We start from the raw sequence: 26,293 nt of genomic DNA, 5'->3' as shown, positions 1-26,293 counted from the left end.
GCAAATCGTCCGGCAGCAGGGAAGTGGAGGCGCGCGCATCCGACTGCCGCCGCCACGAGGTCGAATGCCAGGCTCGTCGGGGTATGCTCTGCACTGCCCAGCGCCGGGTTAGGTCACCGTTGTCGGATCCCAATCCAGAGGAACGAGGTGGTCAGAACGAGCGTGCGCGTGGAACTCATGGACGAAGAGTCTCGCGACATGCGACAGGCGATTGGTGCCGTTCCAGAAAAGCCCTATCGAACGCCCGCGTCCGTCGTCCAGCTGATGCGTGACGAGGCCTGTTGTGCCAACCATCTCAGCGGCGAGACGGCCGATCAGTCCCATACCGACCCCCGCTCGAACGAGGGCGACGAGTGTTGCCGGCTGACTCACGACCATCCGGCGCATGTTCTCTGCCAGAGAGTGCTGCAGGACGTTGCGATACTCGTACCCTATGTATTCTTCGTAGACGGGTTCGCCGATGGTGATGATCGGAGCGGTGCCGAGCCGAGTGAGAAGGTCGGCCGCGCCGGTATGGACACCATCATCAGGTCGTGCGATGAGCAGCAGCGGCTCACGAAATATCGGGACGTGTCTCAGCAGCGACCTGACGGGCTCTGGTTCGACCGCGCGGATCGCCACCTCGACGCGGTTCTTCGCAAGCGCCTCCTCCATCCAACGAGCGGGTCCTTCGTGCAACTCGATCTCCACATCGGGGAAAGTCCGCCCGTATCCGCTGATGAGCGGTGCGAGGAGCATGGCGCTTGCACTCGGAAAACTGCCGATCTTCAGACGGCCGACGGCGTGACCACCGATCGCGGCGACGTCGGCGGACCCCGCTTCCAACTCGTGCAGTACACGTTGCGCTCTGGGAACGAACGCGCGGCCCTCCTCTGTGAGGGCAGCCGGATTGCTGCGCCGGTCGAAGAGCCGGGCTCCCAGCTGGTGCTCCAATGCGGCGATATGGGCGCTCACCCGCGATTGCGTGCGGTGGAGGATCAAGCCCGCATTCGTGAATCCCTCGTGTTCCACCACGGCGAGGAATGACTCCAGCCATTCGAGGTTAAAGTGCCTTCTGGCCATCCGGTTTCCGAATCAGTCTCAGTCAAACAACGTGTTTTACAGATGATAGCGTCCATGCCTAACCTTGACGAGGGTCGCCCGGCCCATCAGTCGCACGGATAGAGCGGAGTCTCGATTGCGCAAGCCATCAGTGATCTTGGTGCACGGTCACGATGTCGGAACGTGGCTTTCCGCCTATGGCCACCCCACCGTGCCCACGCCTCAACTTCGTGCGTTCGGCCAGTCGTCGATTGTCTTCGATCAAGCCTTCGCCACCGCTCCATTGTGTTCTCCTGCACGAGGGTCTATCTTCACTGGCTTGATGCCACACCAACACGGGCTCATGGGTCTTGTTCACCACGCGTGGCGTTACCGTGAGGGAGTCACGACCCTTCCGGAATACCTCAACGGAAACGGATATGACACCATCCTCGTGGGTCTGCAGCACGAGAACGTCGACCCGTCAGTCCTGGGCTACCAGGCGGTTCTTAGCGACGGGTTCCTTCCCCGAGCTCTACCCGTAGCCGATCTCGCCGCCGAATGGCTGACGCGCCGCGACGACGCATCGACGACGGATCCCTTTCTCCTCACCGTCGGCTTCTGGGAGGCGCACCGTCCCTGGCCCGAAGAGGATTATGAGCCCGTGGACCCGATGCGGGTCGAGGTGCCCCCGTACCTGCCAGACACCGAGGGCACACGCAGGGATCTCGCCGCCTTCTATGGGGCGTTGCGTCAGCTCGACACCGCATTCGGACGGCTGCTCTCTGCGATCGACGACACGGAGGCCGGTCGCGAGGCCTTGGTCGTGTTCACCACGGATCATGGCGCGGCGTTTCCCCGCGCCAAGAGCACGCTCTACGACCCGGGTGTGCAGGTTGCGCTGATCGCCCGCCCCCCGCGCTCGTGGGGTCGGGAGCCCGCCCGTCACGCACAGCTGGTCAGTCATCTCGACATCCTTCCGACTGTGCTCGACCTGGCGGGCATTCCCATCCCGCACGAGCTCCCCGGTGAGAGCCTCGCAGGCATCCTCCGCACGACCGACGAATCGTCGTCGGCGACCCGCTCGCTGTACTTCGAAAAGTCGTACCACGACGGCTATGACCCGCTGCGAGCGGTGCGGACTAACCGATTCAAGTACATCCGCAGTCTTGAACCGAGCGTGTCTCCCACCGTCCCGGGCGACATCCTGAGCAGCGAGACGTACCGGTCGTCCTCACACTGGGAACGCCTTGTCCATGCGCCAGAGGAACTGTACGACCTGCGCGCCGACCCCGACGAGTTCGTCAACCTCATCGACTCACCGGCCCACGACATCGTTCGCGCAGAGCTGTCAGGAGCGCTCGACGAGTGGATGCGGGCAACCTCCGACCCCGTGCTGTCCGGGCCGGTCGCGCCCCCTCCTCCCCGCACACGCAGTACCGACGCTCTGCCTCCGCTCAGCGACGTGACCGCGCGCGCGGAGTCCAACTCCACCTCGTCATCATGAAGGAGCCATCATGAACACAGCCGCCACATCACGCATCGGCTTCGCAGGGCTTGGCAATATCGGATTTCCTGTGGCTCGCCGCCTAGCCGAAGCAGGCAACGACATCGTGGTCTACGACCCACACCCCAGGCCCGAGCGTCTCGAACTGCTCCGCGCCGCCGGCGCGCGTATTGCAGTATCCCTGGCAGACGCCGCTGCGGATCGAAGCGTCTTCATCACCCTTCTCCCCAGCTCTGCCATCGTCGAGCAAGTCCTCTCGGATGGGTCGTTACACGACGGTCTCGCGAACACAGCCTTGCTCATCGATATGTCATCGGGTTTTCCGCCCGACACCCGCCGCGTCGCCGCTGGGCTCGGAGCGCGCGGCTTCCGCTTCGTCGACGCACCCATCTGCAACGGGGGCGTCGACGGCGCGGACGCGGGCACCATGACGCTTATACTGGGCGGCGCAGTCGACGACGTGGAGGAGGCGACCCGCGTGCTGCAGCCGGCTGCGTCGACGATTCTTCGTGCTGGAGGCATCGGCGCTGGGCACACGGTCAAGCTCGTGAGCAACCTGCTCGCCAATGCGATCCCTGCCCTCGTATCTGAAGCGTTTGCGATCGGCAGAGCCGACGGACTTGAGGCGGCGACGCTGCGCAGTCTTCTTGAGGTGTGCGCAGCGACGAACAGTCTGGACTTGGAGGCGTACGTCCCGCCAGCAGATACCGACGTCGACGCCTCAGGAACCTTCCGCACCGATCTGGCGGCGAAGGATATGCGGTATGCCGCCACTCTGGCCGGGGAACACACTGTCCCGCACCTGTTCGCCGATGCCGCGCACGAGTTCTTCGTTGGCGCGGCCTTCGCCGGACACGCCAACGTCGAAGCTCGCCTCGCCGGCTGGGCCTGGCTCAACCGTCCCTGAGCATCACACAGCAACCCAATGAAAGGAAGCACCATGAAGAAGCTGCGCCACACAGTCGTCGCCAGCATCGCGTTCGTCGGGGTCACCGTGACACTGGCAGCATGCTCGAGCGGGGGCGGTCCCCTTCCTGATGGTGACGGGACACCGTCAGGTGCTGTCAACATCATCCTTAACTCGAACCCGACCGGTAACGCGGTCGCGGCACTCGTGGACGAATACAATGCCCTCGGCGGCCCACAAGTGAAGACCCAGCTGTTTGCCGAGCAGCAGATGCGCGACAAGATCCAGCTCAATCTCCAGTCGCGCAGCAGTGACATGGATCTGTACATGTCGCTGCCTAACCGTGAAGGTCCGCTGTATTTTACGTCCGGCTACTACGAGCAGCTCGACGAGTACGTCGAGGATGCACCAGCCGATTATGACGCGGCGGGCTTCGCCAGCGCTGCTCTGCAGGCGATGAAGGTGGACGACAAGCTCGTGGCGCTCCCGCTCAATGTCGAGGGGCCGGTGATGTACTACCGCACGGACCTGTTCGACCAGTGGGGCCTCGAGGTTCCAACCACGATTGACGAGCTGATCGACACCGCTGCACAGATCAAGGAGAAATCGGCGGGTTCCATCGTCCCGATCACCCTACGCGGTGCCGCCGACGCGCTGCCATACACTTTTGGGCCGTTCTTCCACGCCGAGGGTCTGCAGTGGACTGATGACGACAACGAGCCGAATTTCGACGACTCCAAGGCGGTGACGGCGATAAAGCAATACACCGACCTCGCTGCCAGCTACGGTCCTCCCGGCGTCGCGAACTATTCATTCAACGAGTCGACCAACCTGTTCGCTTCGGGCGGTGCGGCCATCGAACTCGAGTCGACGAACTTGTTCTCCACCATCATGGACCCGAACACATCAATTGTGACCGAGACCACGAGCGTCGCCAACATCCCTGGCGGTGCCGACGGCCCTATGCCCACCATTTCGGCATGGGGTCTCGCCATGTCGCCGTTCTCGATCAACAAGTCTGCCGCCTGGGACTTTATGCAATGGATCACCAGCCCAGAACAGCAGGCGAAGATGGCCCTCGCAGGCAACGCTCCCTCACGCGCATCCGTGTTCGACGACGCCGACTACCAGGCCGCCCTCGACAGTGACGCGGAGCAGCAGTGGGCTGACGCCGTGCTTTTCATCCAAGAGAACGGCAACACCGAGGTCGGCCCCGTCGGCACCCAGGCTCCAGCGATGCGCAAGGTGATCGGGGATGGCGTCGGATCGGCCATCCTCGGTTCCGCCACGCCGGAGGAAGCAGCTCAGGCCATCCAAGCCGGCCTCAAGCCGCTCCTCCAGCAGGACCGGTAGAGGTAGCCCATGACCACCTTGAGCGGCCCCTCCCGCCCGTTGCAGCCATCAGACGCGCCCTCTGCGGCGAGGGGTCGCTCACGGCGCAGGAACGATCCCCTCGGGAGAGGGATCTGGCCTCTTGCATCGCCCGCGCTCCTCATCACCGCTGTCGTGGTGTTGGCTCCTCTCGTCTACACCATCGTCCTGTCATTCACTCGGCAGCTCCCCACCGGCCTCAACACCGGCTTCGTCGGCGCGGACAATTTCACCCGCATGTTCAACGATTCGCTGTTCTTCGACTCCCTGCGCATCACGCTCGTGCTGTTCGTCGTCTGCCTGGTGATCGAGACGGTTCTGGGCCTCGGACTGGGCTACCTCCTCAGTCTTGACATCCGTGGCCGGAAGATCTTCTTGGCAGCGATGCTGATCCCCGCAATCACAGCGTCGGTGGCGGTTGGTCTGCTGTGGATCTTCATCTACGACCCGTCACTCGGCCTCGCCACAAAGATCCTTGCCTTTTTCGGGCTCGATCCCATCGTGTGGCTGGGCGACCCGTCCTTCGCGCCGTGGGCGATCGCGATCGTAGACATCTGGCAGTGGACTCCGTTTATGGCACTGATCATTTCCGCTGGCATCCGCTCGCTGCCGGTGGAGCCCTTCGAGGCCGCCGCGTTAGATGGAGCGACGGGATTCCGGAAGGCGTTCCACATCGGGCTGCCTCTTCTAGCTCCCGTGCTCACTGTCGCGATGCTCTTGCGCACCGTCGACCTCGTTCGTCTCTTCGACAGTATCTACGTGATGACCCAAGGCGGGCCGGTGAACTCCACGAACACACTCAACGTCTACGGCTACCGTGCGGCCTTCGTGAATCAGGACCCCAGTTACGCCGCCACCCTCCAGGTGACGCTGTTTCTCATCGTCCTTGGCATTGCCGCCGTGTTCACCTGGGCGCGTAGGAGGTTCACCGTTGAGTACTGACGACACCACACTCATCCGCGGCAAGCGGACGCTGCTGGTCTACCTCGGGTATCTGGTTGCGCTGATACTCTTCTTCAGCCCCGTCGCCTTCATGATCTGGTCCGCCTTCCGCAACGGGATCGACATCACGTCCCGTCCGCTCGACGTCACGTCCCCGGTGACGTTCGACAACTTCGTGAACATCTTCCAGCGATTCGACTTGACCCGATACATCCTCAACAGCCTCGTCATCGCAGGAACGTCCACGATCGTCGGGTTGGCGCTGGGGGCGCCGATGGCATACGTGGCTGTGCGACTGCGCTGGACGTCGATAGCGTTCGTCACGCTCATCGCGCGCATGGCACCGGGCGTCATGTTCGTGGTGCCACTGTTTATCATCGCAGTCGCCATCGGCTCGCCGAGCAACACCGCACTGAACTACGTGGTTCTCGTCGTTGCCCATCTGATCATTACGCTTCCGCTGTGCGTCTGGTTGCTGATCCCCTTCTTCGAATCCGTGCCGGTCAGCCTCGAAGAAGCCTCAATGATCGACGGCGCGGGAGTCTGGAACAGATTCACGCGAATTGTGCTCCCGCTGGTGGCACCCGGCATGGGCGTGGCCGTCACGCTGTCGTTCGTCTTCTCCTGGAACTACTTTCTCTTCGCACTCGCCCTCTCAAACTCAGACACGATCCCACTCACCGTCGTCGCTTTCAGCTTCATCGGCGAAGGGCAAAGCGACTACGGCGCGCTCATGGCCGCGAGCGCAATCATTTCCGCACCCGCCGTTGTCCTCGCCATCGTCGCTCAACGCTGGCTGGTACGAGGCATCACGGGCGGCGCCGTGAAGTGAGAACGGTCTCCGTGCCGTCACGGTGCGGCGGCACGGAGACCGACTTTGTGGATGGCCGAGGGGACGCAAACCGGGGATCGCGGCCACCACCTCCGACGTCGGTCAGGGCCGGTGCTGCTCGTCTGGGCGCCTATTTCATCGGCAGGTTCTCTGCCTGGATCAGGGCCGTCAGCTGTGCTTGCATGTCGTCCATGCCGTCCTGAGGGCTGACCTTTCCCGCCGCGATATCCTCCAGGATCGACTCGGTGAAGCCGAGCATCTTCTGCGAGAAGGACCAGCGGAGCTGACCCTGTGGGTCGTTCTCGGCTGTCTCTTTCGCAGCGTTGAGGATCTGCTCGCTCGCCTCAGAGATTCCCTCGGGGGCGAAAGCGTCTGAGCGGGTCGGGATGCCGCCGTTCTCGGCGAAGATCTCCATCGCCTCTTTCGACGACACGTACGCGATGAAGTCGAGGGCCGCCGCGCTGCGTTCCTCCGACAGCCCGACAGGAACAGCCAGGCTCCAGACCCCGGTGGCGGATCCCGCCGTGCCGCTCGGGGTCGCGGGGAGGGCGGCGTAGCCGACCTTGCCGACCACCGACGAATCCGACTCGCTTTCCATAGCCGCACCCGTCGCGGCAACCAAGAAGGTCTCGGCTGCTTCGCCGGCTTGCATCGTGGCGAGTGCTTGACCCTGACCGATCGTGGTCGTCGCCGAAGGACCGAGCTCTGCCAGCTGGCGGTAGATCGTCGCGGCTCTGACTCCGGCCTCCGAGTTCACCTGAGGGGTCCAGTCGGTTCCCTCGTCTGCGAACCATTGAGCCCCTTCGGCGTTGAAGATGGCCTGGAAGTCGAACGTCGTCGAGGCTGAACCCGGTGTTCCTTGAGTGCGGAAGACACCGCCGTACTCGGTCTCGCCGGCGTCGAGCGCGGCGCGGCCGTTCGCGACGATGTCGTCCCAGGTGGTCGGGACATCCAGGCCGAGGGCGTCATAGACATCCGTTCGGTACATAAACAGGTGAAGGTTTCCCATCAGCGGAACGCTCGTGAGCTCACCGTCCGCATCGAAAGCCTGAGTGTCGGCGTTCCAGTAGGGAAGACTGTCATAGGTGAAGACCTCTGGATCGAGCGTGAAGCTCGAGTCGATCTCGGAGAACGGCTGGACGAGCTCGTCTTCGAGAAAGCTCACCATGTCGCTCTCATTGATCTGGAACACGTCGTAGGTGCGGGTCTGACCCTGGATGTCGTTGCGTTGCTGCGTCTTGACGTCGTCGTTGGGGAACGAGCGGAGGTCGACAGTGACGCCCGTCTTCTCTTCGTAGGCCTTCACCACGGCTTCGTACGCCGGGTTCCAGGGTGCTTGACTGGTGGCCACGACGAGGGTTGTTCCGCTCCCGAGCGCACCGCCGCCGCCACCGCCGGCGGCGCACGCGGTCAGTGCGCTCAGGCTCAGCATGGCAGCGGCGCCTGCAGCGATTCGTGCGACCCGTCGTCGCGATTTCGGTGTTCGGTGTGTCATCTTGACTCCTTCATTGATGCAGTGTGCGGGGGAGGGGCTGTCGAGACCGGTCATCCTTTGACGGCCCCGGCTGTCAGACCGGCGACGATCTGCCGGTTGGCGAGGATGGCCAGCGCGATCGGAGGGACCGCCGCGGCCGTTCCCGCCGCGGCGAGCTGACCCCAGGTGATCGTCTCGGGCTGGAGGAGGCCGGCTATGCCGACCGTCAGGGGCGCTGTTGTGCCGCCCGATGTTGTGGTGAGCGCCATAAGGAACTCGTTCCACGCCATGATTCCGACGAAAACGCCGACGGCGGCGATGCCCGGACGCACGAGGGGCACCATGATCGAGAAGAATGCTCTCCATTCGCTCGCGCCGTCCACGATCGCCGACTCTCGGATCTCTTCGGGTATGCCCGAGAAGTAGGTGGACATGAGCAGAACGGCGAAGGGCAGGTTCACAAACGCGTTGAGGCAGATCAATCCGACGTTGGTTCCCAGGATGCCGAGATCGCCGAGGAGGGCGTAGAAGCCGGGGAGCAGGGTGGCCGGGGGAATCAGCGGAACGAATCCTGCAACAAGCAGACTGGGAAGGGTGATCCATCTCGGCGGCCTGAGTTTCGAGAGCGAGTAGCCGGCGAAGGATCCGAAGACGATGCAGATCGCGACAGTTCCGACGAGGATCTGCACACTGTTGAGCATCTGAACCGGAAAAACGCCGTCGGAGAAGACGTCCTCGAAGTTTCCGAGCCAGAAGTCGAACACGAACAACGGCTGAACGATGGCCCTGTTCGGGAGGAACGCAAGCAGCAGGAGCCAGACGATGGGGAGAACAGTGAGAATGAGCGCCGCGACAACGGCAAGCTCGGCGAGTGGATGCCTTCGGCTCGGGTTCACAGTGTCGCGCCTTTCCGTGTTCGAGCGAACAAGATCGCGCCGAGCACCAGTGCTGTGAGCACAACGACGAGCAGGCTGTATGCGGAGGCTTGGCCGAACTCCCGGTCGTCGAAGAACAAGACCTTGATCTGCTGAGAGACCAGGGTCGTGGCCCCACCCGGGCCGCCTCTCGTCATAAGGTACATCTCGTCGAAAGCCTTGATGCCCATGATCGTCCGCACCAGGGCGACGCCGATGATGGTGGGCCACAGGAGAGGCAGGATGATCAGACGGAGCGTCTTTCGCTCCGAAGCCCCATCGACCCGGGCCGCCTCGAGGATCGACGCGTCGATTCCCTGCAGCGCGGTATACGCAAAGAGGAAGACGACGGGCGTCCAGTGCCAGATATCGACGACAGCGACCGCGAGCATGGCGCCCGCGCCGGTATTGAGCCACTCCTGCGAGGGAAGACCCGAGAGGGCTAAGAGCTTGTTCAATCCCCCGGCGGTGGGACTCAGGATAAGGAGCCACACCAGGCTGACGACCACGGGCGCGATGACGGCGGGCCAGACGAGAACGTTACGGGCCAGCGGCAACAGGCGCACAGCACGCACGACCAGGATGGCCAAGGCCACTCCGAGGATCAGCGAGCCCACGACCGTGATTGCGACGAACACCACGGTGTTGAGGATGGCCCTCCACCCCATGGGATCCGCGAGCATGCTGGCGATGTTGTCGAACCCGTTGAACCGAAAGACGAATCCGCTGCCGGACAGAGCAATGTCCGAGACGCTCATTCGTATGACCTCGAAGAGCGGATAGACGAGGAAGACGAGCGCGAAGACCAAAAAAGGCAGCATCCCGAGTATTCGCATATCACCGAGCGAGCGGATCCTATGCCGCAGGCTCCCGCGGCTCATCGCCGCCGGCGTCGTCGTCTCAGCAGAAGGGCTCCATTGCATATCGTGGACTCTATTTCAGAGAAAATGAACTGTCAACCGTGAATGCAGGCGAATTTGATGAAAACATTCCCTAGGAAGTGGCTCTTAGATCATCGCAAATGTATTAGTGTTCACAGGAAGGACTTTGAGTGGAAAAGACACCGAGGTCTTCCGTGGATGTAAGGAGCGAAGAGATGGAACCCCTCGCAGGCAAGACAGCCGTCGTGACCGGAGCTGCTCGAGGCATCGGACTGGAGTATGCGTTGCGTCTCGCGCGCCTCGGCGCCGATGTGGCGGTCTGCGATCGCAACCTCGAGTCCGCGCTCGAGTACGAGCAGGAACGCGCGCGACTGGTCAACGGCAACGTGGCGGACACGATCGCGCAGTTCGGCAGACGTGTCATCACGTCGGAACTGAACGTGACGGATCAGGCCGCGACCGAGGAGTTCGTGCGCCGGGTCGAAGACGACTGGGGACACATCGACGTGGTCGTCTGCAACGCAGGGGGAGGAGTGGGCGACACGGCGACGGCTACACCGACACGTCTGTCGGACAGTCAGGCTCACGACCTGTTCGAACGGAACCTGTTCGGCACGATCAACACGGTGCGGGCCGTCGCCCCGGGCATGAAGTCGCACCGTTCCGGAAAGATCATCACCGTTGCATCCGTGTCGGGAACACGACCAGAACCGAGCGCGGCGGGCGCTGACTACGCAGCTGCCAAAGCAGCTGTCGTCAGTTATACCCAGAATCTCGCGCAGGAGCTCGGGCCGTATGGTGTCACGGCCAATGCCATCGCACCCGGGTTCATCGGGAGCGGGCAGTGGCTTGCCCGATTCGCCGAGCAGGACCCGAAGCAGCTCGAGGAGATGCTCAAGCGCGTTCCACTGGGCAGACTGGGGACTCCTGAAGACTGTGCGCGGATCATTGAGTTCCTGGCGACAGAGCTGTCGGACTACGTCACCGGCCAGGTGATCGTTGTGGACGGCGGTCGGCTGATCTAGTAGACGTGCCCGAAATCGAGAGCGGATCTGCGATGCCCAAGACTGACAAATCCTTCCGTAACGTGATGCTGGGAACGAACGGCCCGCGTGTCAAGCGGCACAACGAGGCCCTCGTCCTGAGCGTTGTCCGCAATCACGGTCCCGTCGCGCGCGCCTGGATCGCCGACCGGTTGGACCTCGAGTTTCAGACGGTGTCTGTCATCTGCTCGCGACTCATCGAGCGGGGATTGCTTATGGAGAAGGGCACCGTCGACGGCCTGCAACGGCAGTCGCGAGCGCTCGTGGTCAATCCGCTGGCCGCGTACTCCATCGGGGTCGAACTCAACCGTCAGCGGGCGACTGTCGTTCTCACGTCTTTCGACGGGAATGTTCTCGGCCGCGACCAGCTGGACGTCCTCGATCGCTCACCGGAGGATGTCCTGGCAGACGTCGCTCGAGCGATCCCTGCCTTGCTCGACGACTCGAACGCCGAACCGGCGAAACTCTCCGGAGTGGGGATCAGCGTTCCCGGGCCGATCGACAAGCGAAGCGGATCCATCCTCGAGCCGACGAACTTCAGCGACTGGCATCATCGCCAGGTGGGTGGGGAGCTGGCTGAGCTGACCGGTCTGCCGGTGTGGATCGAGAACACGGCCACAAGCGCGGCGCTGGGCGAGCAATGGGCAGCCGGTGGAGTCGACAACCTTCTCTACGTCTACCTCGGAGTGGGAATCGGCATCGGCGCAATCACGGAGGGACGCGCGGTACACGGCTCACAGGGCAACGCCGGTGAGTTCGCGCACATGGTCGTCGATCCTTCTGGGCCTGCGTGTTCGTGCGGGCAGCGCGGGTGTCTTGTTCAATACGCGACCCCGGGTGGCCTGTTGCATCTCATTCGTCGAGCGTGGTTGGACGAGATGCACAGAGAGCCGGGTCTGGATCTTCCGATGCCCGCCGATGCTGCCGCCTTGATCCAGGCTGACGCGCCCGCGTGGCTCCGAGCGGCCGGAGACGCGGCATTCGCGATCGTCGGGCGCACCATCGCCCAGATAGCCGTGAGCCTGGACCAGGAGCGCATTGTGCTCGGCGGGCCGACCACTGACTTGTTCGGTCAGTTCTTCTTGCGCCATACCGACGACGCACTGTCGAGCATCCCTCTCTTCGGGCGTCAGCGACCGGAGGTGTCGATCGCCGGGGCGACGGGTGACGCCGGACCCATCGGCGCCGCGTCGTTGCCATTTCACGCGCTCTACTCGCCGCACGCAACAGGCGGTCCTTCGTCGCTCTCTGCCGGCACGATGTGAGACAGGATCGATGAACCCACCACACGCCCCTCGTCCGACAGATCACGTCCTGCCCCGGTTCCTCGTCGTCGGTGAATCGTTTGTCGAGATGATCCGTGACGCGGCCGGCAATCAGGTCGCATCTCCCGGTGGAAGCCCTCTGAACGTCGCCGTCGGCCTCGCCCGTCTCGGCCGGCACGTGACGCTCATCTCGCAGGTCGGCGACGACGCCAACGGCGCCATCGTGCGCGGACACCTCGAGCGCAACGGCGCCATCGCCCGGATGCTTCCCCGGGAGAGCACGAATGTGGTGCGGGCGATCAACGGTGCTGACGGCGCAGCGGAACACGGGTTCTCCGTGTCGTGGGACCCTGCCATCAGCCTCGCCGAATGCGCTGACGCCGAGCTTGTTCACGTCGGCTCGATCGGAGCGCACCTGCACCCGGGGGCGCCTCGAGTGCTGGCGCTCGCGGAGGCGGCGCGAGAACGCGCGTTGACCAGCTACGACCCGAACTGCCGCCACGCCGCCCTGGGCTCACACCCGGCTCTCGTAGACGATGTCGAGAAGTATGTCGAGATCAGCGGCGTGGTCAAAGCCAGCGAGGAAGACGTTCGGCTGCTCTACCCGGGATCGCGCCCGCAGCAGGTCGCCGAACACTGGCTGCGCCGGGGCGCAAGCCTCGTCGTCATCACCCGCGGGGGCGCTGGAGCGTGGTGTCAGGCCGCCGCAGGCACCTCGTTCGACGCTCCCGCGATCGCCGTCAACGCCGTCGACACACGAGGCGCAGGCGACTCGTTCACGTCGGCACTGCTCTACGGGCTGGCCGAGCACGGTTTCGTCGGCGAGGGAGCGAACGAGCGTCTCGGACGGGTGACCATTTCCGACCTCCGAGACATCGTCCAGCACGCGAGCCGTGCCGCGGCGATCGCCTGCACCCGCGCCGGCGCGATGCCGCCGACCCTGTCTGAGCTCGGTCTCGCGCCGTCGCACGTCGCCGAACTCGTCACCCGGCCCGAAGCCTCATCAACCAACGTCCAGGACCAGGAGCTCACCCCATGACCGGCAAGAGACCCAACATCGTGCTCATTCTCACGGACGACCACGCCTCGCATGCAGTCGGCGCGTATGGATCCATCGTCAACGCCACCCCGCGAATCGACGAGATCGCGAGCAGGGGAGCTCTTCTGGAGAACTGCTTCTGCACCAACTCCATCTGCTCGCCGAGCAGGGCGACCATCCTCACCGGAACATACAGTCACGTCAACGGTGTGCTGACCCTCTCGACGCCTCTCGACAGCGGCCAGCCCACCTTCGTGTCTTTGCTTCGGGACCGGGGATACGCCACAGCCGTCGTCGGCAAATGGCATATGGGCGACGGAGAAGGACACAACCCTCAGAACTTCGACTATTGGGACGTGCTCATCGAGCAGGGCGAATACGTCAATCCGACGTTCCTCTCGGAATCGGGCCTTCGAACCGAGCAGGGCTACGCCACCGACCTGATCACGGACATGTCGCTGCGTTGGGTGGAGTCCCTTCCCGACGATCAACCCTGGTGCCTTCTCATCCACCACAAGGCGCCGCACCGCCCGTGGGAGCCCGACGAAGCCCACGCCGACCTCTACAAGGACCCGATCCCGGTGCCCGCGACGTTCTTCGACGACTACGCCACGCGTTCGACGGCAGCCCACCATGCGACGATGCGCATCGCGGACTACCTCAGTGAAGAAGACCTGAAGGTCGCGCCCCCGGAGGGGCTCAGCTACGAACAGCTCGCCGTCTGGAAATACCAGCGATACATGGAGGACTATCTGGCCGTCGTGGCCTCGGTCGACGACAATGTCGGGCGCGTCATCGACTGGCTCGAAGAGCGGGGAGAGTTCGACGACACGCTTGTGATGTACACCTCAGACCAGGGCTTCTTCCTCGGTGACCACGGATGGTTCGACAAGCGCTTTATGTACGAGGAATCGCTGCGGATGCCGTTCGTGCTCAGCTACCCCCGCGCCGTTCCGGCCGGCATCCGCTACACAGGCATCACAACGAACGTCGACATCGCCCAGACGATCCTCGACGTCGCGGGAGTTCCCCACCACGATCGGATGCAGGGCCGGAGCTTCCTCGCCGATCTCACCGGCGACGACCCCGCACCCCAAGCGGAGGGGCTCTACTACCGATACTGGGAGAACGACTCGTCGTTTCACCACGTGCTGGCCCACTACGGGTACCGCGACCACCGCTACAAGATCATCTACTTCTACAACGACGGGATGGGCACACCCGGCTCAGGGCATTACACCTTCCCGCCCGAGTGGGAGCTCTATGACCTCGAAACCGACCCAGACGAGCTCAACAATGTGTATCACGAGCCCGCATACGCCGAGAAGCGAGAAGAGCTGAAGGTCAAGATGTGGCGTGCTCAGGCGGCCGTGGGAGACACTCCGCACCCCAGTCAGCCGCGACCGGAGGGCGTCTGACGGGAGGGCGTCTGACGGCCTGAGTGCCAGACGGAACGATCTCGTCGCCACGGGTGCCGAGGTATCCGTCTCGTGGAACACCCTGGCCACCTGGTCGCGGTCGGGGGAGGGAGAGCCCCGCAGCACCGGGACGAGGCTCTCCCCGTTGATGTCGCCCGTCGGTCAGCCGACGGCCCGCTTGGTGGGAATCCCTCGGGCGGCGTAGTCGTCGAGAACGTCCTGCCAGGGGAGCACACCGTGCGCCTGGGCCCATTCCGCGTATTCGGCGGCGAGCTCCTCGACCAGCTCGGGCTCCTCGGCCGAGAGGTCGCGCGATTCGATGCGGTCGGCCTCGATGTCGTACAGCTCCCAGGGGCCGCTCCACTCGCGCACGAGCTTCCACCGTCCCCGCCGCACTGCCGCATTGCCTATGTGCTCCCAGCACACCGTGCGCTCGGCACCCCGCGAGGCGGGCGAACGCCAGACGTTGAGAAGGCTTGACCCTTCACCGGTATGGGGCGCGTCGAGTGCGTCCATGATGGTGGGGACGATGTCGGTGACATGGCCGACCGCGTGGCTGATGCCGCCCCCAGACGGCACGCCGCCGCCAGGCCAGGAGACGACGAAGGGCGATGAGATCCCTCCCTCGTGCACCCACCTCTTCCAGAGCCGGAACGGCGTGTTCGAGACGGTGGCCCAGTCGCGGCCGTAACTCTGGTACGTGGTGGCGGGTCCCGGCATCACCGTCGGGTCGTTGCCGAACGCCACCGGTTGTCCGCCGCGGGTGGTCCTCGGCACGGTGTCGGGTGGGAAGAAGGGCTCTCCGACGGGCAGCTCCTCTGCGCAGCCGCCGTTGTCGGAGAAGAACAGCACGATGGTGTCGTCCTCGACCCCCGCCTCGGCGACGGCATCGAGGATGCGGCCGACACCGCGGTCGAGGGACTCCACCTGCGCGGCGTACACGGACATCCGCTCGATCTGCCAGTCGCGGTTCTCGGCGGGCCATTCCGAAAGCGTCTGCCCCTCTGGGAGGTGGTCGACCTCGGGGAGGATGCCCTCGCTGCGCAGACGCCGCAGGCGCTGTTCTCTGATGGCGGACCAGCCGGGGGCGAACCGCTCGCGGTATTTGGCGACGTCCTCTTCTCTGGCGTGCAGCGGCCAGTGGGGGGCGGTGTAGGTCAGGAACAGCAAAAACGGCTCGTCGTTCTCTGCCCGCCGACGGATGAAGTCAGCCCCGTGCTCGGAGATGTCGTCGGTGAAGTAGAAGTCCTCTGCAAGGTCCTCCTGGGGGATGCGGGTCTCGCCCTCCATCATCGGCGGCTGATAGAAGCTTGACGCACCGGGCAGGATGCCGCGGAACTCATCGAACCCTCGGCGTGTGGGCCAGGTCTCGCTCGGCGTGCGGACCTCGCTGGCGAGATGCCACTTGCCGAACAGGCCTGTCGCGTACCCGCGGTCGGAGAGCAGCTCGGCGAGGGTCGGGACCGTCGTCGTCAGGGACCCGGCGTACCCGTGGGGCTGGTTGTCTGTGGTGAGCACCCCGATGCCCACCGAGTGGGGGTGGCGGCCGGTGAGCAGCGCGGCACGGGACGGACTGCACCGCGGGGTGACGTAGTACGAGCTCATGCGCACACCCCGATCGGCGAGGCGCTGCAGAGCGGGTGTGTCGATCTCGCCCCCGAAGGGGGCGATGTCCGAGAAGCCGAGATCGTCGGCGAGCATGATGATGATGTTGGGCTGATGTGCCACGGCGGGAATCCTTCGTAACGGCGAGTCGTGTGTGTATGTGTGCGTGGCTGGTCAGGTGCCAGCGGGCGGCGGATCCTCGCCGGGACTGTGCAGGTACGGCTCGAGCAGGCGCAGGAACAGCGACACGTGCCCGGCACGGTCGAAGGCTGTGGTGTCGAACACCCATTGGGCGCCGAGACCGTGTGCGAGCCCGAGCATCCAGCGGGCGACGACCTCTGCGTCCACGCCGGCGGGCAGCTTCGCTTCGTCGATGGTCTGCCTGACGTGCCCGACCATCGTTGTCATCAGCTCGTCGTTGCGGGCGGCGAACCAGTTGTGTCCTGGGTGCTCCTGTGCTGTGCTCTCGGCGGCGAGGACGACGAACAGCTGAACCAGCTCGGGGTTCCGGTCGTTTTCTGCGAGCGTCTTGATGAATGCCGCCAGAGGTGAGAGCCCGTCGTCCTGATATTCCTTCCGCGACGCGCGGTTGCGTGCCTCGCGTTCCTTCAGCACGTCGAGCAGAAGGGCTGCTTTTGTGGGGAAGTGGTACAGGATCCCCGCCTGCGTGATCCCGACCTCTTTGGCGATGTCGGCGAGGCTGACCGTGTTGAAGCCGCCGTTGGAGAAGAGTGACATGGCGGTGTCGAGGATCTCGCGGCGCCGTGCAGCACCGCGAGCCTGGGTCGGTGTGCGGGGCTGGGGATCGCTCGGGTCTTGCACTGTTCTCTCCTCCGTAGCGGCTGCGATGGCGCCGTTCATGCGATGGCCTTGTCGAGGTCTGGTGTGGCCGCGAGCAGCGTACGTGTGTACGGATGCTGCGCGTCGCCGAAGATCTGCTCGGTCGTTCCGTGTTCGACGATCTCACCTTTGTACATCACCGCGACGCGGTGGCTGATCTCCCTGACGACGGCGAGGTCGTGTGAGATGAACAGGTAGGCCAGGTCGTCTTCCTCCTGAAGCCGGGTGAGCAGCGTGAGGATCTGCGCCTGGATCGACACGTCGAGCGCCGAGACGGGCTCGTCGAGGATCAGCAGCCGTGGGCTGCTGGCGAGAGCCCGGGCGATGCCGATGCGCTGGCGCTGGCCGCCGGAGAACGCCCACGGGTAGCGGTCGAGGTACTCTGGCCCGAGGCTGACGCGCTCGAGCAGCTCGATGCTGCGGCGGCGGATGTCGCGGCGCGGGACTCCGGCGACCCTGAGCGCCTCGTCGAGCGACTGCCCGGCGGTGCGGCGGGGGTTCAGCGACGAGTACGGATCCTGGAACACGTATTGCACGCTGCGGGTGACGCCGCGCCGCTCCTCGGAGGAGAGGTCGTGGATGGAACGGCCGTCAACGAGGATCTCGCCCTCCGCCGGTTCGTTGATGCCCACAATCGTTCGTGACAGGGTGGATTTTCCGCACCCGGACTCGCCCACGAGCGCCAGGGTCTCGCCGGCGTCGACGTGAAGGGAGACCCCGTTGACGGCGAAGACGGGCGTGGGCTTGCGGAACAGGCTCGTACGCTGGGTGTTCACATCGGTCTTCAGCGCACGAACCTCCAGCACCGGGTGATCGACGGTGACAGGGGCGTCTTCTCGCAGCGGGGCGTCCATCCTCGGGATGGCATCCATAAGACGGATCGTGTAGGGATCGCGCGGCGAGGACAGCACTGTGCGCACGTCGCCCCGCTCGACGATCTTGCCCTGGTACATCACGACGACGTCGTCGCACAGTTCGGCGACAACACCCATGTCGTGGGTGATGAACAGGATCGCCACTCCGAGCTCGTCGCGCAGGCTTCGGAGAAGATCGAGGATCTGGGCTTGGATCGTCACGTCGAGAGCGGTGGTGGGCTCGTCGGCGATGAGGAGCGAGGGGTTGTTCGCCAGGGCGATGGCGATGACGACGCGCTGTCGCATTCCACCGGAGAACTGATGGGGGAACTTCTCCGCCGCCTGCTCCGGGCTGGGGATGCCGACCTGTCCGAGCAGCTCCACGGAACGCGTCGCGGCGAGTCTGCCGTCGACGCCGTGGATGCGCAGCGCCTCGGTGATCTGATCCCCGATGCGCATAACGGGGTTGAGCGCTGCTTGCGGGTCTTGGAAGATCATCGCGATCTGGTTTCCGCGGACCGACAGCATCTCTTTCTCGGTCAGATCGGTCAGGTCGCGTCCGCGCAGTTCGATCCGGCCGGCGGTGACGTGGCCGGGATGGCGCAGCATCCGCATGACGGCGCGCGACGAGACGGACTTGCCCGAACCGGACTCTCCGACGATGCCGAGGATCTGGCCGGGGCGCACGTCGAACGAGACACCGTCGACGGCCTTGAGCGGGCCATCAGGCAGGTCGAAGGTGACCTCGAGGTCGGTGACGCGCAGGAGCGGCTGGGTGTCGGCGGTGGTGGTCATTTACGGTTCACCGTTTCGTTGAGAGCGTCAGACAGGAGACTGAACGACATCGACAGGAGGATGAGCACGATCGTGGGTCCGAGGATGTACATCGGCGCCTGTTCGATGAAGCGCATGCCGACGTTCAGAAGCGAGCCGAGCGAGGGCTCGGGGGGCTGGATGCCGAGGCCGATGATGCTCAGACCGGCTTCGATGAAGACAGCCACGACGACGAAGATCGCGCCTCCGACGAGGATCGGGTCGACCGAGTTGGGGAGGATGTGCCGCCAGAGGATGGTGCTCTTGCGCACGCCGAGCGCTCGTGCGGCGGTGACGTACTCGCGCTGCATCTGCTCGAGAAGTGCCGCACGTGCCTGACGTCCGAAGAAGGGCAGGCCGCCGATGGTGATGGCGACGACGAGGGCGCTCCAGCCGGGGCCCATGATCAGCACGATGCACACGCCGAGGACGACGCCCGGGAACCCGAGGATGATGTCCAGGACGCGCTGGACGATGGTGCCTGCGATCTTCGACAGCGCGCCGAGAAGGCCCAACGCGGTGCCGAGGACCATGCTGAGGGGCACGGCGACGAGGATGATGGAGAAGTCGGTGCGCAGTCCGTAGATCGTGCGCACGAGCAGATCACGCCCCAGCTCGTCTGTGCCGAACAGGTGCGCCATGCTGGGTCCCTGCAACGCCTCTGCTGTCTGCTGGTCGTAGCCGCCGGGGAAGATCATCGGGGCGAAGACCGCCAGGATGACCAGGACGCCGAGGACGATGGCGCCGATGATGCCGCGCGGCTGACGGAAGGCGGACAGATAGCGCTGCAGTGTCGCGCTCGGGGTGAGCCGGCGCTGACGTCGCTGTGTGGTGCGCACCGCCTCCGTGGACGGCGGACCGGGAACGGCCGAGGTGTCTGTTTTGTCGCTCATCTCACGTGTCCAATCTGACTCGGGGGTCGAGAGCGGCGAGGATCATCTCTGTGACCAGCTGCGACAGCACGGCGATGAGCACGGCGCCCATGATGAGGATCTGGATGAGCTGGTAGTCGCGGGAGTTGACCGCCTGCACCGCCAGCTGCCCCAGACCGTTGCGGGCGAAGATGGCCTCGATGATGATGGCGCCGCCGAACAGCTCTCCGATGCGGATGCCGATCGCGACGACCGCAGCTCCCAGGCTGGTGCGCAGCACGTGCCTGTAGGTGATGCGCCGGGGAGAGGCGCCCTTCGCCCGCGCGAGGTCGACGAACTCCTCGCCGCGGGTTGTGCGCATGGTCGTCTGCAGCAACCGTGACACCGATGGCGCCTGGGAGAGCCCGAGCGCGAGGGCGGGAAGCAGCAGATACTGAATACCGATTCCCGGGTTCTCGCTGAGCGGCACCTCGCCGCTGACAGGCAGGATCGGCCAGGTGACGCCGAACAGCACGATCAGCAGCAGGCCGGCGAGGAAGCCGGGTGTGGCCAGCAGCAGCGTATTGGTGGTGTCTACAGCGAATCGCGCGCCACGCGACTGGGCGGAGCCCCCGGTGATGCCCAGGACGAGGCCGATGACGACGAGAAAGACGGAGGCGAGCAGTGCGAGCTCGACGGTGCTCTCCAGTCTTCCGAGAATGAGCTCGGAGACGGGACGGTTGAAGATGTACGACATCCCGAGGTTGCCGCGCAGCACACCGCCCAGCCACGTGACGTACTGCGTGATCAGCGGCTGGTCGAGGCCGAGAGACCGGCGGATCTCCTCCACCTGGTCGTGTGTGGCGTCTGAGCCGGCGATGGTCTGCGCCGGGTCGCCGGGGGCGAAGCGGGGCAGGAGGAAAGCGATCACCGACGTCGCGACCAGTACGATCGCGATGGAGGGCAGCTTGCGCAGCAGGAACCGAAACATCAGAGAGCGCCCTCCGGTTGGCGTGAGGCGTCGAGCATCCGGGAGAGCCGCGCAACGGACTCGGGGCGTTGCTCCGAGACGTCGTTCTCCTCGAACGGGTCGGTGGCGAGATCGACGAGATACGGCTGCGGCAGGTCCTGGCTCGTGATGAGCTTCTCGTCGGCGGTCGTGATCGCGCGCCATCGGCGCAGCGCCACCCACCGGTTGGCGCCGTAGTGATTCACAGCCAACTGGATCTCTTGTTCCGAGCGGTCAAGGCCGGACACCACCCAGTCGCGATGACGCTCGGTCCTCGCGCCGAGCACGCCGAGCATCGACCGTGCAGTCATCGTCTCGGGCACCGGCAGTCCCGCCGTCTCGAGGATGGTGGCCGCGACGTCCTCCAGAGACACGAGCGCGTCGCTGGTGGTGCCGGGTTCGGCCACGATCGGCCCGCTCACGATCAGCGGGATGCGGATGCTGGGATCGAGCGCGATCTGCTTTCCCCAGATGCCGTGGTCTCCGAGCATCTCTCCATGGTCGCTGGTGTAGATCACCACCGTGTTCTCGAGCTCACCGGCGGACTCCAGCCGGTCGAGGAAGGTCCCGAGGTGACTGTCGATGTTCTCGATCATGGCCGCGTAGCGGCGGCGCACCTCATTGTGGTCGCCGTCGAATTCCCCCGGCGCGTGCGGCGGGGGAAAGTCCGTGTCGGCCCAGGCGTCTCGCATCTCCTCGGTCACGTCCATCGGGTCGTGTGGGCCGGCGAAGTTCACCACGAGGTGCCACGGGGCACCTGGCGGGCGCCGGTCGAGCAGAGCATGGGCGTTGCCGGCGATCCAGTTGTCGAGATACGACTCCTCGGGGAGCGGGCTGATCTCCACGTCGCTGTACGGCGCCGACCTGCGGCGGTCGAAGTCGGCGCGATGCCTGTCGGCGAGGCCTGCGTCGTAGAGGTGTCTCATGTACGGCCCGCGGGGTGCGTCGTCCTGTGTCGACCAGAGCGAGTCGAACTTGCCCTCGCTGTCGATCCCGTCCGACAGACCCCATTCGCCGAGGAGGCGCGAGCCGTCGAGGTTCCAATCGAGGCTGGCCTTGTGCAGGTCGAACTTGCCGACGCCCGCGACGAAGTAGCCGCCCTCATCGCGCAGAGCCCGGTAATACGTATCGGCGTCGGCCGGTAGGTCGTGGAAGTTGTTGGGAACAGGGGCGGCCTCGTAGCCGACACCGGCCGCGAGACAGGCCCGCGCGGGGGCGCACAGAGGTGCGGGTGTCGTCGCGCGCCGGAAGGTGACGCCGGATTCCTGCAGCCGGCGGATGCTGGGTGTTCGCACCGGCAGGTCGGCCGAGCCTTCGAGCCAGTCGAAGCGGTGCTGGTCTGCCACGACCAGCAGGACGTTGGGGCGGTTCACGGGACTCCTTCCTGGGGAGGCGCCCCCTCGAGTCGAGGGGGCGCCGTGGGTCACTCGGTGACGAACGCGGTCTTCGCGTCGAGATATGAGCGCGAGGTCCACACGAGATCGTGTGCGGACGATGCCTGGACGAACTGCCCGTCCACCCGCACGACGTTCGTGCTGAAGGCTTGGTCGAGGATGTATTCGGACAGCGCGTGCAGGGCGTCGGCGTACTCGTCGTCCGCTGCGGTGAGCAGCTCGTTGCGCAGCTGCTCGTATTCGTCGGTCCAGAAATGTGACGGGTTGCCCTCGCGCAGAGACGGCAACGTGTTCATCAGCGTGATCGGCGCGAGCCCGTTCAGCCCGTGGAGCGGCATGAACATCTGACCGAGGTCTCCGGCGATCTGCCGCTGATCGAAGCCCTGGGTCTCGACCGCGTTGATGGTGGGGTTCAGGCCGACCTCTTCGAGGTTGTTCCGCACGATCTCTGCCACGCTCGTGTTCGAGGGCAGGCTGATGACCGAGATCGTGACGTCGGCACCGGCCGCGCCCGATTCCTCGAGCATCTGCTTCGCCTTGTCAGGATCGTACGCGTAATGCTCGTCCAGATCCGACGGATACCCCGTCGCCGTCTCAGACCAGAACAGAGAGGTGGCGGTCGCCGAGTCGCCGAAGATCTGAGAAGCGATACGCTCCCGGTCGATGGCGTAATTGACCGCCTGGCGTGCCTCCTTGGTGTCGAAGGGCGCCTGGGTGACGTCGATGCCGAGCGGGTACACCGTGCCGTCGGTGTCCACGATGGTGTAACCCGTGCTGGTGCCGATCGTTTGGACGTCTTGTGCGTTCATGCCGAGGGCGACCTGCGAGCGGCCGCTTCTCACGGCGTTGAGCATCGCTGTGCTGTCGGTGATGACGGCGATGTCGATGCCGTCGAGGTGCGGCTTCTCACCCCAGTAGTCGTCGTTGCGGACGAGCTTGACCTCGGATCCCGGTGACCAGCTCTCGAAGAGGAACGCCCCCGTGCCGATCACCTGCGTGCCGTCGGCGAGGCCCGCGGAGGTCTCCTGGTCGAGGATGAACGTCTGCTCGAAGAAGTCGAAGATGTTCGGGATGGGCTGCGAGAACCGGATCGTCAGCTCGGTGGCGCTGACCACGTCGACAGCCGTGAACATCTTCGCGATGTAGCCGACCTGTGCGCGGGACTGCGCCGACTGCTCGACGGAGTACTTCACATCCTCAGCGGTCATCGTGCGTCCGGTGTGGAAGGCGACGTCGTCGCGCAGCGTGATGTCGATGGACATCTGATCGTCGGCGACCGTCCAATCCGTCGCCAGCAACGGCTGCGGTGTGCCGTCCGCGTCGTAGGCGGTCAGCGTCTCGAAGACGTTCGCCGCCCACGCGGCGTTGCCCAGGCGCCCCGCCTGGACGTTGTTCGGCTGGGCATCCGAGCTCTGGGCGATGGTCAGTGTGCCGCCGTCTGCGGGTGTCGCCGAGGGCGACTCCTCGAGGTCGACAGCGGATTGGCACCCTGCCAGGCTGAGCGCGAGCACGCCCGCCGCGATTCCGGATGCCAGCGTCGTGCGCCGTGTGTGTGTGAACATCGTTGTTTCTCGCTCCTCGTCATTGAAGGTGGTGCGAGGTAAACTTACCTACTACTCGCTAAGTTTTGCAAGAACGGGTTTCGAGAAGGGTGAACGACATGTCGACGGCGAAGCCGAATGTTCTGTGGATCATGGCGGATGAGCTGCGCGCGGACGCGTTGTCCTGCTACGGAAACGCGCATCGGGGCATCTCCACCCCGCATATCGACGCGCTCGCCGCGAGCGGCGTGCTTTTCGAGCGTGCGTATACCTCTTCTCCGGTGTGTGTCCCCGCCCGCCACGCCATGCTCTCGGGGCAGAGCCCCCTCGCCTCCGGGGTGCTCAACAACGAGGGATACGTTCCCGAGGGGTTCGTGGCTCCCGAGATGTTCCCCGAGACGTTTGCGGCGGCGGGGTGGCGTACGGCGAACTACGGCAAGGAGCACCTCCCGGGCGGGCGTTCTCCGTGGCAGCACGATGACCACACAGGCTCCGGGATGCCGGAACTGCTGGCGCAGGCGCTGGCGCATGACGCAGACATCCGACGGTCGCCCGGGATCGGCCACGTGTTCTCAGCGGTTCTGCCCGCGGGCGCGGCGCTCGTCTCGGAGCGCATCACGGAGTCGGTCTCGACCGCTCTCGCGCAGGCCGACGGGCCGTTCGTGCTGCGCGCCAGCTTTGTGCAACCCCATAAGCCGATGGTCGTGCCAGAGCCGTGGGCGAGCCGGTACGACGATGTCGATTTCACCGTGCCGCGCTCGCCTCACCATTCCGGGAACGAGTTCGAACGTGAATGGGGTCGCCTCACGCGGGGCGCCGAGCTCTCGGACGAGGACCTGCAGGTCTCGTTCCGCCGCTACCACGCCTGCGTGGCCTGGCTCGACGACCAGGTCGGGCGCATCGTCGAAGCGCTGGACGGCGCGGGGTTGCGGGAGTCGACGATCGTTGTGCTCTCAACCGATCATGGAGCGTCGCTCGGAGAGTACGGCATCATGGCCAAACACACGTTCGCTCCCGAGAGCCACCGGGTGCCGTTGATCATCTCGTACCCGGGTGTGCTTCCGCACGGGCAGCGTCGGGGTGATCTCGTGCTGAGCGAGGACCTCGCCGTGACCCTGACCGGACTCGCGGCGCTCGGCCGTCCCGAGGGAGCCACCGGCCGCGATCTGTTCCGAGACGACGCCCCCGGCGTGGTGCTCTCGGCGATCGGATACGGCGAGTCGTCCAGTCGCGCGTTCCCCAACCGAGACGAGGGGGCGTGGGACGACGGCCGCGGCTGGCCTCAGCGCGTGTGCGCGCGCACCGTGCGCTACCGTCTCGACCTGACCGCCAGACGGGCGGGTGAGAATGCGCCAGAGGAACCGGACCTGTTTCTCGCCGACAGCCTGATCGATCCCCCCGAGCGCACCAACTTCGCGGGCGACCCCCGCTACGCAGACGTCGAGCGAGAGCTGACCCACCTCGTGCGTGAGGCCGTCGATCGCATCCCCGTCCCCGTTGCGCACGGCGAGGCCCTCGCGAGCGCGCGCGTTCCGTCCCTCACCCGGTCATCGAGACCTGGCTCACCACAGCCCATGACCAGTGGGAATCGCGATCGGGCTCAGAGGGGCGCCGCGAAGGCCTCGGTGACCCAATCGGCGATATAGCCGGCGACATAGGGCAGGTTGTCGATCGAGATGTGCTCGGTCCCGCCTTCCGGCTCACCGAACAGGCGCAGCTCCCGGCGGCTGCTCGACGTCGCTTGATCGTAGCTCTGCTGAGCGTACTTCACGTTGATCTGCCGGTCGTTGACGCCGTGCGTCACCAGAAAAGGGACGGTGATCTTGTCTGCGACCCCGTTGAGGTGCATCTCTTTCGTCTTCTCCATGAACTCGTCGATGTTGTCGACGCCCCACACCCAGAAGACGTGCTCCCAATAGTGCGGAACGGGGTTCTCGCCCTCGCGGTTGCGGCGGCCCTGCTGCACCTCGGCCCAATTGTGGTTCGCCCCCCATGCCACGGCGAGCTTGAGCCGCTTCTCGAACGCCGCCGCGCGCGGAGCGTAGTACCCGCCCAGCGACCAGCCGACGATCCCGATCCGCTCCGCATCCACCTCGGGAACGGTCTCCAGAAAATCGATGCACGCCGCGGCCCAGACCTCGGTGTCGTGACGCGCCGTGAGGCCCCTCAGGCGGAGTGCCTCGCCGGAGCCGGGGGTGTCCACCATGAGGGTGGAGATACCGCGCTTGGCGAGCATGGTGGGAAAGCCGGAGTAGTACATCATCTCTTTTGTGGAATCGAGGCCGTTCCACTGGATGATCACCGGCGTCGGCCTGCCGTCGGCGGACTCGGCGCGCATGAGATAGGCGGGAAGACTCGAATCCTCGAACGGGATCTCGACGGACTCCACATCGACGCCGCTCAGCTCCACGTGCTTCCGGAGGAGGTCGATCGATTTCTGGTACGCCGCGTTGCGTCCCTCCCAGCTCGGCGACTGCAGCCGCTCGGACTGCGAGACGTACAGGCTCGACCTGTAGTACTTGTCTGAGGCTCCGATGAGACGTCCACGGGCCTCGTCGTCCTGAGCCGCGGCGACCAGCCGGTCGGCCACCGCGACCCACGCGGCATACAGCTCCTCGGTTCCGGCGTCGTCGCCGTTCTTCGCGGCCTCGAGCACGGGCTTGCACGCCCGGTCGACCTCGTCGATGAATCCGCCGTTGTTGAGCGTCGCGACGACAGTCAGGCTCCACACGTAGTTGGTGGGAAAGTACATGAACATGGTTGTGATTCCTCG

Annotated in this window: 22 protein-coding genes; 10 read left to right on the top strand and 12 right to left on the bottom strand. The window is 65.0% G+C overall.

What is annotated here, in order from left to right; translation table 11 throughout:
• Positions 1–108: 108 nt before the first annotated feature.
• Positions 109–1,062 (bottom strand): LysR family transcriptional regulator, encoded by a 954-nt coding sequence (locus ACYVF5_RS03650; protein ID WP_460943444.1) that lies wholly within the window; start codon positions 1,060–1,062, stop codon positions 109–111.
• A gap of 130 nt (positions 1,063–1,192) precedes the next feature.
• Here ACYVF5_RS03650 and ACYVF5_RS03645 point away from each other — a divergent pair, with 130 nt between their 5' ends.
• Genes ACYVF5_RS03645 through ACYVF5_RS03625 form a run of 5 tightly spaced genes read left to right on the top strand, consistent with a single transcriptional unit; the run spans position 1,193 to position 6,579 of the window.
• Positions 1,193–2,527 (top strand): sulfatase family protein, encoded by a 1,335-nt coding sequence (locus tag ACYVF5_RS03645; protein ID WP_460943655.1) that lies wholly within the window; start codon positions 1,193–1,195, stop codon positions 2,525–2,527.
• Between the two features lie 10 nt (positions 2,528–2,537).
• Positions 2,538–3,434, top strand: coding sequence for an NAD(P)-dependent oxidoreductase (locus ACYVF5_RS03640; protein WP_460943442.1), 897 nt, complete (start codon positions 2,538–2,540; stop codon positions 3,432–3,434).
• Between the two features lie 33 nt (positions 3,435–3,467).
• Complete coding sequence (locus ACYVF5_RS03635; RefSeq protein ID WP_460943440.1) at positions 3,468–4,787, top strand: ABC transporter substrate-binding protein; 1,320 nt, start codon at positions 3,468–3,470, stop codon at positions 4,785–4,787.
• Positions 4,788–4,796: 9 nt separating this feature from the next.
• Entirely contained in the window at positions 4,797–5,747 is a 951-nt protein-coding gene (locus ACYVF5_RS03630) for a carbohydrate ABC transporter permease (protein ID WP_460943437.1), read from the top strand.
• Positions 5,737–6,579 carry a carbohydrate ABC transporter permease gene (locus ACYVF5_RS03625; protein WP_460943435.1) on the top strand — a complete coding sequence of 281 codons (843 nt, stop codon included), beginning with the start codon at positions 5,737–5,739 and terminating at the stop codon, positions 6,577–6,579. Before ACYVF5_RS03630 ends, ACYVF5_RS03625 begins: the two co-directional genes overlap by 11 nt.
• 130 nt (positions 6,580–6,709) lie before the next feature.
• On the opposite strand, the gene ACYVF5_RS03620 is transcribed toward ACYVF5_RS03625, so the two are convergent.
• Genes ACYVF5_RS03620 through ACYVF5_RS03610 form a run of 3 tightly spaced genes read right to left on the bottom strand, consistent with a single transcriptional unit; the run spans position 6,710 to position 9,890 of the window.
• On the bottom strand, positions 6,710–8,074 hold the full coding sequence (locus tag ACYVF5_RS03620; protein ID WP_460943433.1) for an ABC transporter substrate-binding protein: 1,365 nt from the start codon (positions 8,072–8,074) through the stop codon (positions 6,710–6,712).
• Positions 8,075–8,124: 50 nt separating this feature from the next.
• A complete protein-coding gene (locus ACYVF5_RS03615) occupies positions 8,125–8,949 on the bottom strand; it encodes a carbohydrate ABC transporter permease (RefSeq protein WP_460943431.1) in 825 nt (274 codons plus the stop codon).
• Positions 8,946–9,890, bottom strand: a complete 945-nt coding sequence (locus ACYVF5_RS03610; protein WP_460943429.1) for a carbohydrate ABC transporter permease — start codon at positions 9,888–9,890, stop codon at positions 8,946–8,948. The genes ACYVF5_RS03615 and ACYVF5_RS03610 overlap by 4 nt, the downstream gene beginning before the upstream one ends.
• A gap of 173 nt (positions 9,891–10,063) precedes the next feature.
• On the opposite strand from ACYVF5_RS03610, the gene ACYVF5_RS03605 reads away from it, so the two are divergent.
• Genes ACYVF5_RS03605 through ACYVF5_RS03590 form a run of 4 tightly spaced genes read left to right on the top strand, consistent with a single transcriptional unit; the run spans position 10,064 to position 14,613 of the window.
• Positions 10,064–10,873 (top strand): SDR family NAD(P)-dependent oxidoreductase, encoded by an 810-nt coding sequence (locus ACYVF5_RS03605; protein ID WP_460943427.1) that lies wholly within the window; start codon positions 10,064–10,066, stop codon positions 10,871–10,873.
• 32 nt (positions 10,874–10,905) lie between these two features.
• Entirely contained in the window at positions 10,906–12,156 is a 1,251-nt protein-coding gene (locus tag ACYVF5_RS03600; RefSeq protein WP_460943425.1) for an ROK family transcriptional regulator, read from the top strand.
• Between the two features lie 10 nt (positions 12,157–12,166).
• Positions 12,167–13,195 (top strand): PfkB family carbohydrate kinase, encoded by a 1,029-nt coding sequence (locus tag ACYVF5_RS03595; protein ID WP_460943423.1) that lies wholly within the window; start codon positions 12,167–12,169, stop codon positions 13,193–13,195.
• On the top strand, positions 13,192–14,613 hold the full coding sequence (locus ACYVF5_RS03590) for a sulfatase family protein (protein ID WP_460943421.1): 1,422 nt from the start codon (positions 13,192–13,194) through the stop codon (positions 14,611–14,613). Before ACYVF5_RS03595 ends, ACYVF5_RS03590 begins: the two co-directional genes overlap by 4 nt.
• Before the next feature lie 162 nt (positions 14,614–14,775).
• On the opposite strand, the gene ACYVF5_RS03585 is transcribed toward ACYVF5_RS03590, so the two are convergent.
• Genes ACYVF5_RS03585 through ACYVF5_RS03555 form a run of 7 tightly spaced genes read right to left on the bottom strand, consistent with a single transcriptional unit; the run spans position 14,776 to position 23,541 of the window.
• Positions 14,776–16,341: an arylsulfatase gene (locus tag ACYVF5_RS03585; RefSeq protein WP_460943419.1), complete on the bottom strand. Its 1,566-nt coding sequence runs from the start codon at positions 16,339–16,341 to the stop codon at positions 14,776–14,778.
• A gap of 51 nt (positions 16,342–16,392) precedes the next feature.
• The gene (locus ACYVF5_RS03580; protein WP_460943417.1) at positions 16,393–17,079 is read right to left on the bottom strand and encodes a TetR/AcrR family transcriptional regulator; all 687 of its coding nucleotides are present in this window, start codon (positions 17,077–17,079) and stop codon (positions 16,393–16,395) included.
• Positions 17,076–18,707 (bottom strand): ABC transporter ATP-binding protein, encoded by a 1,632-nt coding sequence (locus ACYVF5_RS03575; protein ID WP_460943415.1) that lies wholly within the window; start codon positions 18,705–18,707, stop codon positions 17,076–17,078. Before ACYVF5_RS03575 ends, ACYVF5_RS03580 begins: the two co-directional genes overlap by 4 nt.
• On the bottom strand, positions 18,704–19,618 hold the full coding sequence (locus ACYVF5_RS03570) for an ABC transporter permease (protein WP_460943413.1): 915 nt from the start codon (positions 19,616–19,618) through the stop codon (positions 18,704–18,706). Before ACYVF5_RS03570 ends, ACYVF5_RS03575 begins: the two co-directional genes overlap by 4 nt.
• A 1-nt stretch (position 19,619) precedes the next feature.
• Entirely contained in the window at positions 19,620–20,567 is a 948-nt protein-coding gene (locus tag ACYVF5_RS03565) for an ABC transporter permease (protein ID WP_460943411.1), read from the bottom strand.
• Positions 20,567–21,958 carry a sulfatase family protein gene (locus ACYVF5_RS03560; protein WP_460943409.1) on the bottom strand — a complete coding sequence of 464 codons (1,392 nt, stop codon included), beginning with the start codon at positions 21,956–21,958 and terminating at the stop codon, positions 20,567–20,569. Before ACYVF5_RS03560 ends, ACYVF5_RS03565 begins: the two co-directional genes overlap by 1 nt.
• A 50-nt stretch (positions 21,959–22,008) precedes the next feature.
• Positions 22,009–23,541 (bottom strand): ABC transporter substrate-binding protein, encoded by a 1,533-nt coding sequence (locus ACYVF5_RS03555; RefSeq protein ID WP_460943407.1) that lies wholly within the window; start codon positions 23,539–23,541, stop codon positions 22,009–22,011.
• A gap of 98 nt (positions 23,542–23,639) precedes the next feature.
• On the opposite strand from ACYVF5_RS03555, the gene ACYVF5_RS03550 reads away from it, so the two are divergent.
• On the top strand, positions 23,640–25,166 hold the full coding sequence (locus ACYVF5_RS03550) for a sulfatase-like hydrolase/transferase (RefSeq protein WP_460943405.1): 1,527 nt from the start codon (positions 23,640–23,642) through the stop codon (positions 25,164–25,166).
• Here the strand turns inward: ACYVF5_RS03550 and ACYVF5_RS03545 are convergent.
• Positions 25,121–26,278, bottom strand: a complete 1,158-nt coding sequence (locus tag ACYVF5_RS03545) for an alpha/beta hydrolase family protein (RefSeq protein WP_460943403.1) — start codon at positions 26,276–26,278, stop codon at positions 25,121–25,123. The genes ACYVF5_RS03550 and ACYVF5_RS03545 overlap by 46 nt on opposite strands.
• Positions 26,279–26,293: the final 15 nt, after the last annotated feature.

This window comes from Okibacterium endophyticum (genome assembly GCF_054780075.1).
This window is presented reverse-complemented; position numbering and strand designations above follow the sequence as displayed.

What these genes read in the sequence shown, in the direction of transcription:
- ACYVF5_RS03590 (WP_460943421.1), top strand. Translation starts at nt 13,192, where the DNA reads ATGACCGGCAAGAGACCCAACATCGTGCTCATTCTCACGGACGACCAC.
- ACYVF5_RS03640 (WP_460943442.1), top strand. Translation starts at nt 2,538, where the DNA reads ATGAACACAGCCGCCACATCACGCATCGGCTTCGCAGGGCTTGGCAAT.
- ACYVF5_RS03545 (WP_460943403.1), bottom strand. Translation starts at nt 26,278, where the DNA reads ATGTTCATGTACTTTCCCACCAACTACGTGTGGAGCCTGACTGTCGTC.
- ACYVF5_RS03635 (WP_460943440.1), top strand. Translation starts at nt 3,468, where the DNA reads ATGAAGAAGCTGCGCCACACAGTCGTCGCCAGCATCGCGTTCGTCGGG.
- ACYVF5_RS03610 (WP_460943429.1), bottom strand. Translation starts at nt 9,890, where the DNA reads ATGCAATGGAGCCCTTCTGCTGAGACGACGACGCCGGCGGCGATGAGC.
- ACYVF5_RS03565 (WP_460943411.1), bottom strand. Translation starts at nt 20,567, where the DNA reads ATGTTTCGGTTCCTGCTGCGCAAGCTGCCCTCCATCGCGATCGTACTG.
- ACYVF5_RS03595 (WP_460943423.1), top strand. Translation starts at nt 12,167, where the DNA reads ATGAACCCACCACACGCCCCTCGTCCGACAGATCACGTCCTGCCCCGG.
- ACYVF5_RS03650 (WP_460943444.1), bottom strand. Translation starts at nt 1,062, where the DNA reads ATGGCCAGAAGGCACTTTAACCTCGAATGGCTGGAGTCATTCCTCGCC.
- ACYVF5_RS03620 (WP_460943433.1), bottom strand. Translation starts at nt 8,074, where the DNA reads ATGACACACCGAACACCGAAATCGCGACGACGGGTCGCACGAATCGCT.
- ACYVF5_RS03605 (WP_460943427.1), top strand. Translation starts at nt 10,064, where the DNA reads ATGGAACCCCTCGCAGGCAAGACAGCCGTCGTGACCGGAGCTGCTCGA.
- ACYVF5_RS03570 (WP_460943413.1), bottom strand. Translation starts at nt 19,618, where the DNA reads ATGAGCGACAAAACAGACACCTCGGCCGTTCCCGGTCCGCCGTCCACG.
- ACYVF5_RS03600 (WP_460943425.1), top strand. Translation starts at nt 10,906, where the DNA reads ATGCCCAAGACTGACAAATCCTTCCGTAACGTGATGCTGGGAACGAAC.
- ACYVF5_RS03580 (WP_460943417.1), bottom strand. Translation starts at nt 17,079, where the DNA reads ATGAACGGCGCCATCGCAGCCGCTACGGAGGAGAGAACAGTGCAAGAC.
- ACYVF5_RS03555 (WP_460943407.1), bottom strand. Translation starts at nt 23,541, where the DNA reads ATGTTCACACACACACGGCGCACGACGCTGGCATCCGGAATCGCGGCG.
- ACYVF5_RS03575 (WP_460943415.1), bottom strand. Translation starts at nt 18,707, where the DNA reads ATGACCACCACCGCCGACACCCAGCCGCTCCTGCGCGTCACCGACCTC.
- ACYVF5_RS03550 (WP_460943405.1), top strand. Translation starts at nt 23,640, where the DNA reads ATGTCGACGGCGAAGCCGAATGTTCTGTGGATCATGGCGGATGAGCTG.
- ACYVF5_RS03630 (WP_460943437.1), top strand. Translation starts at nt 4,797, where the DNA reads ATGACCACCTTGAGCGGCCCCTCCCGCCCGTTGCAGCCATCAGACGCG.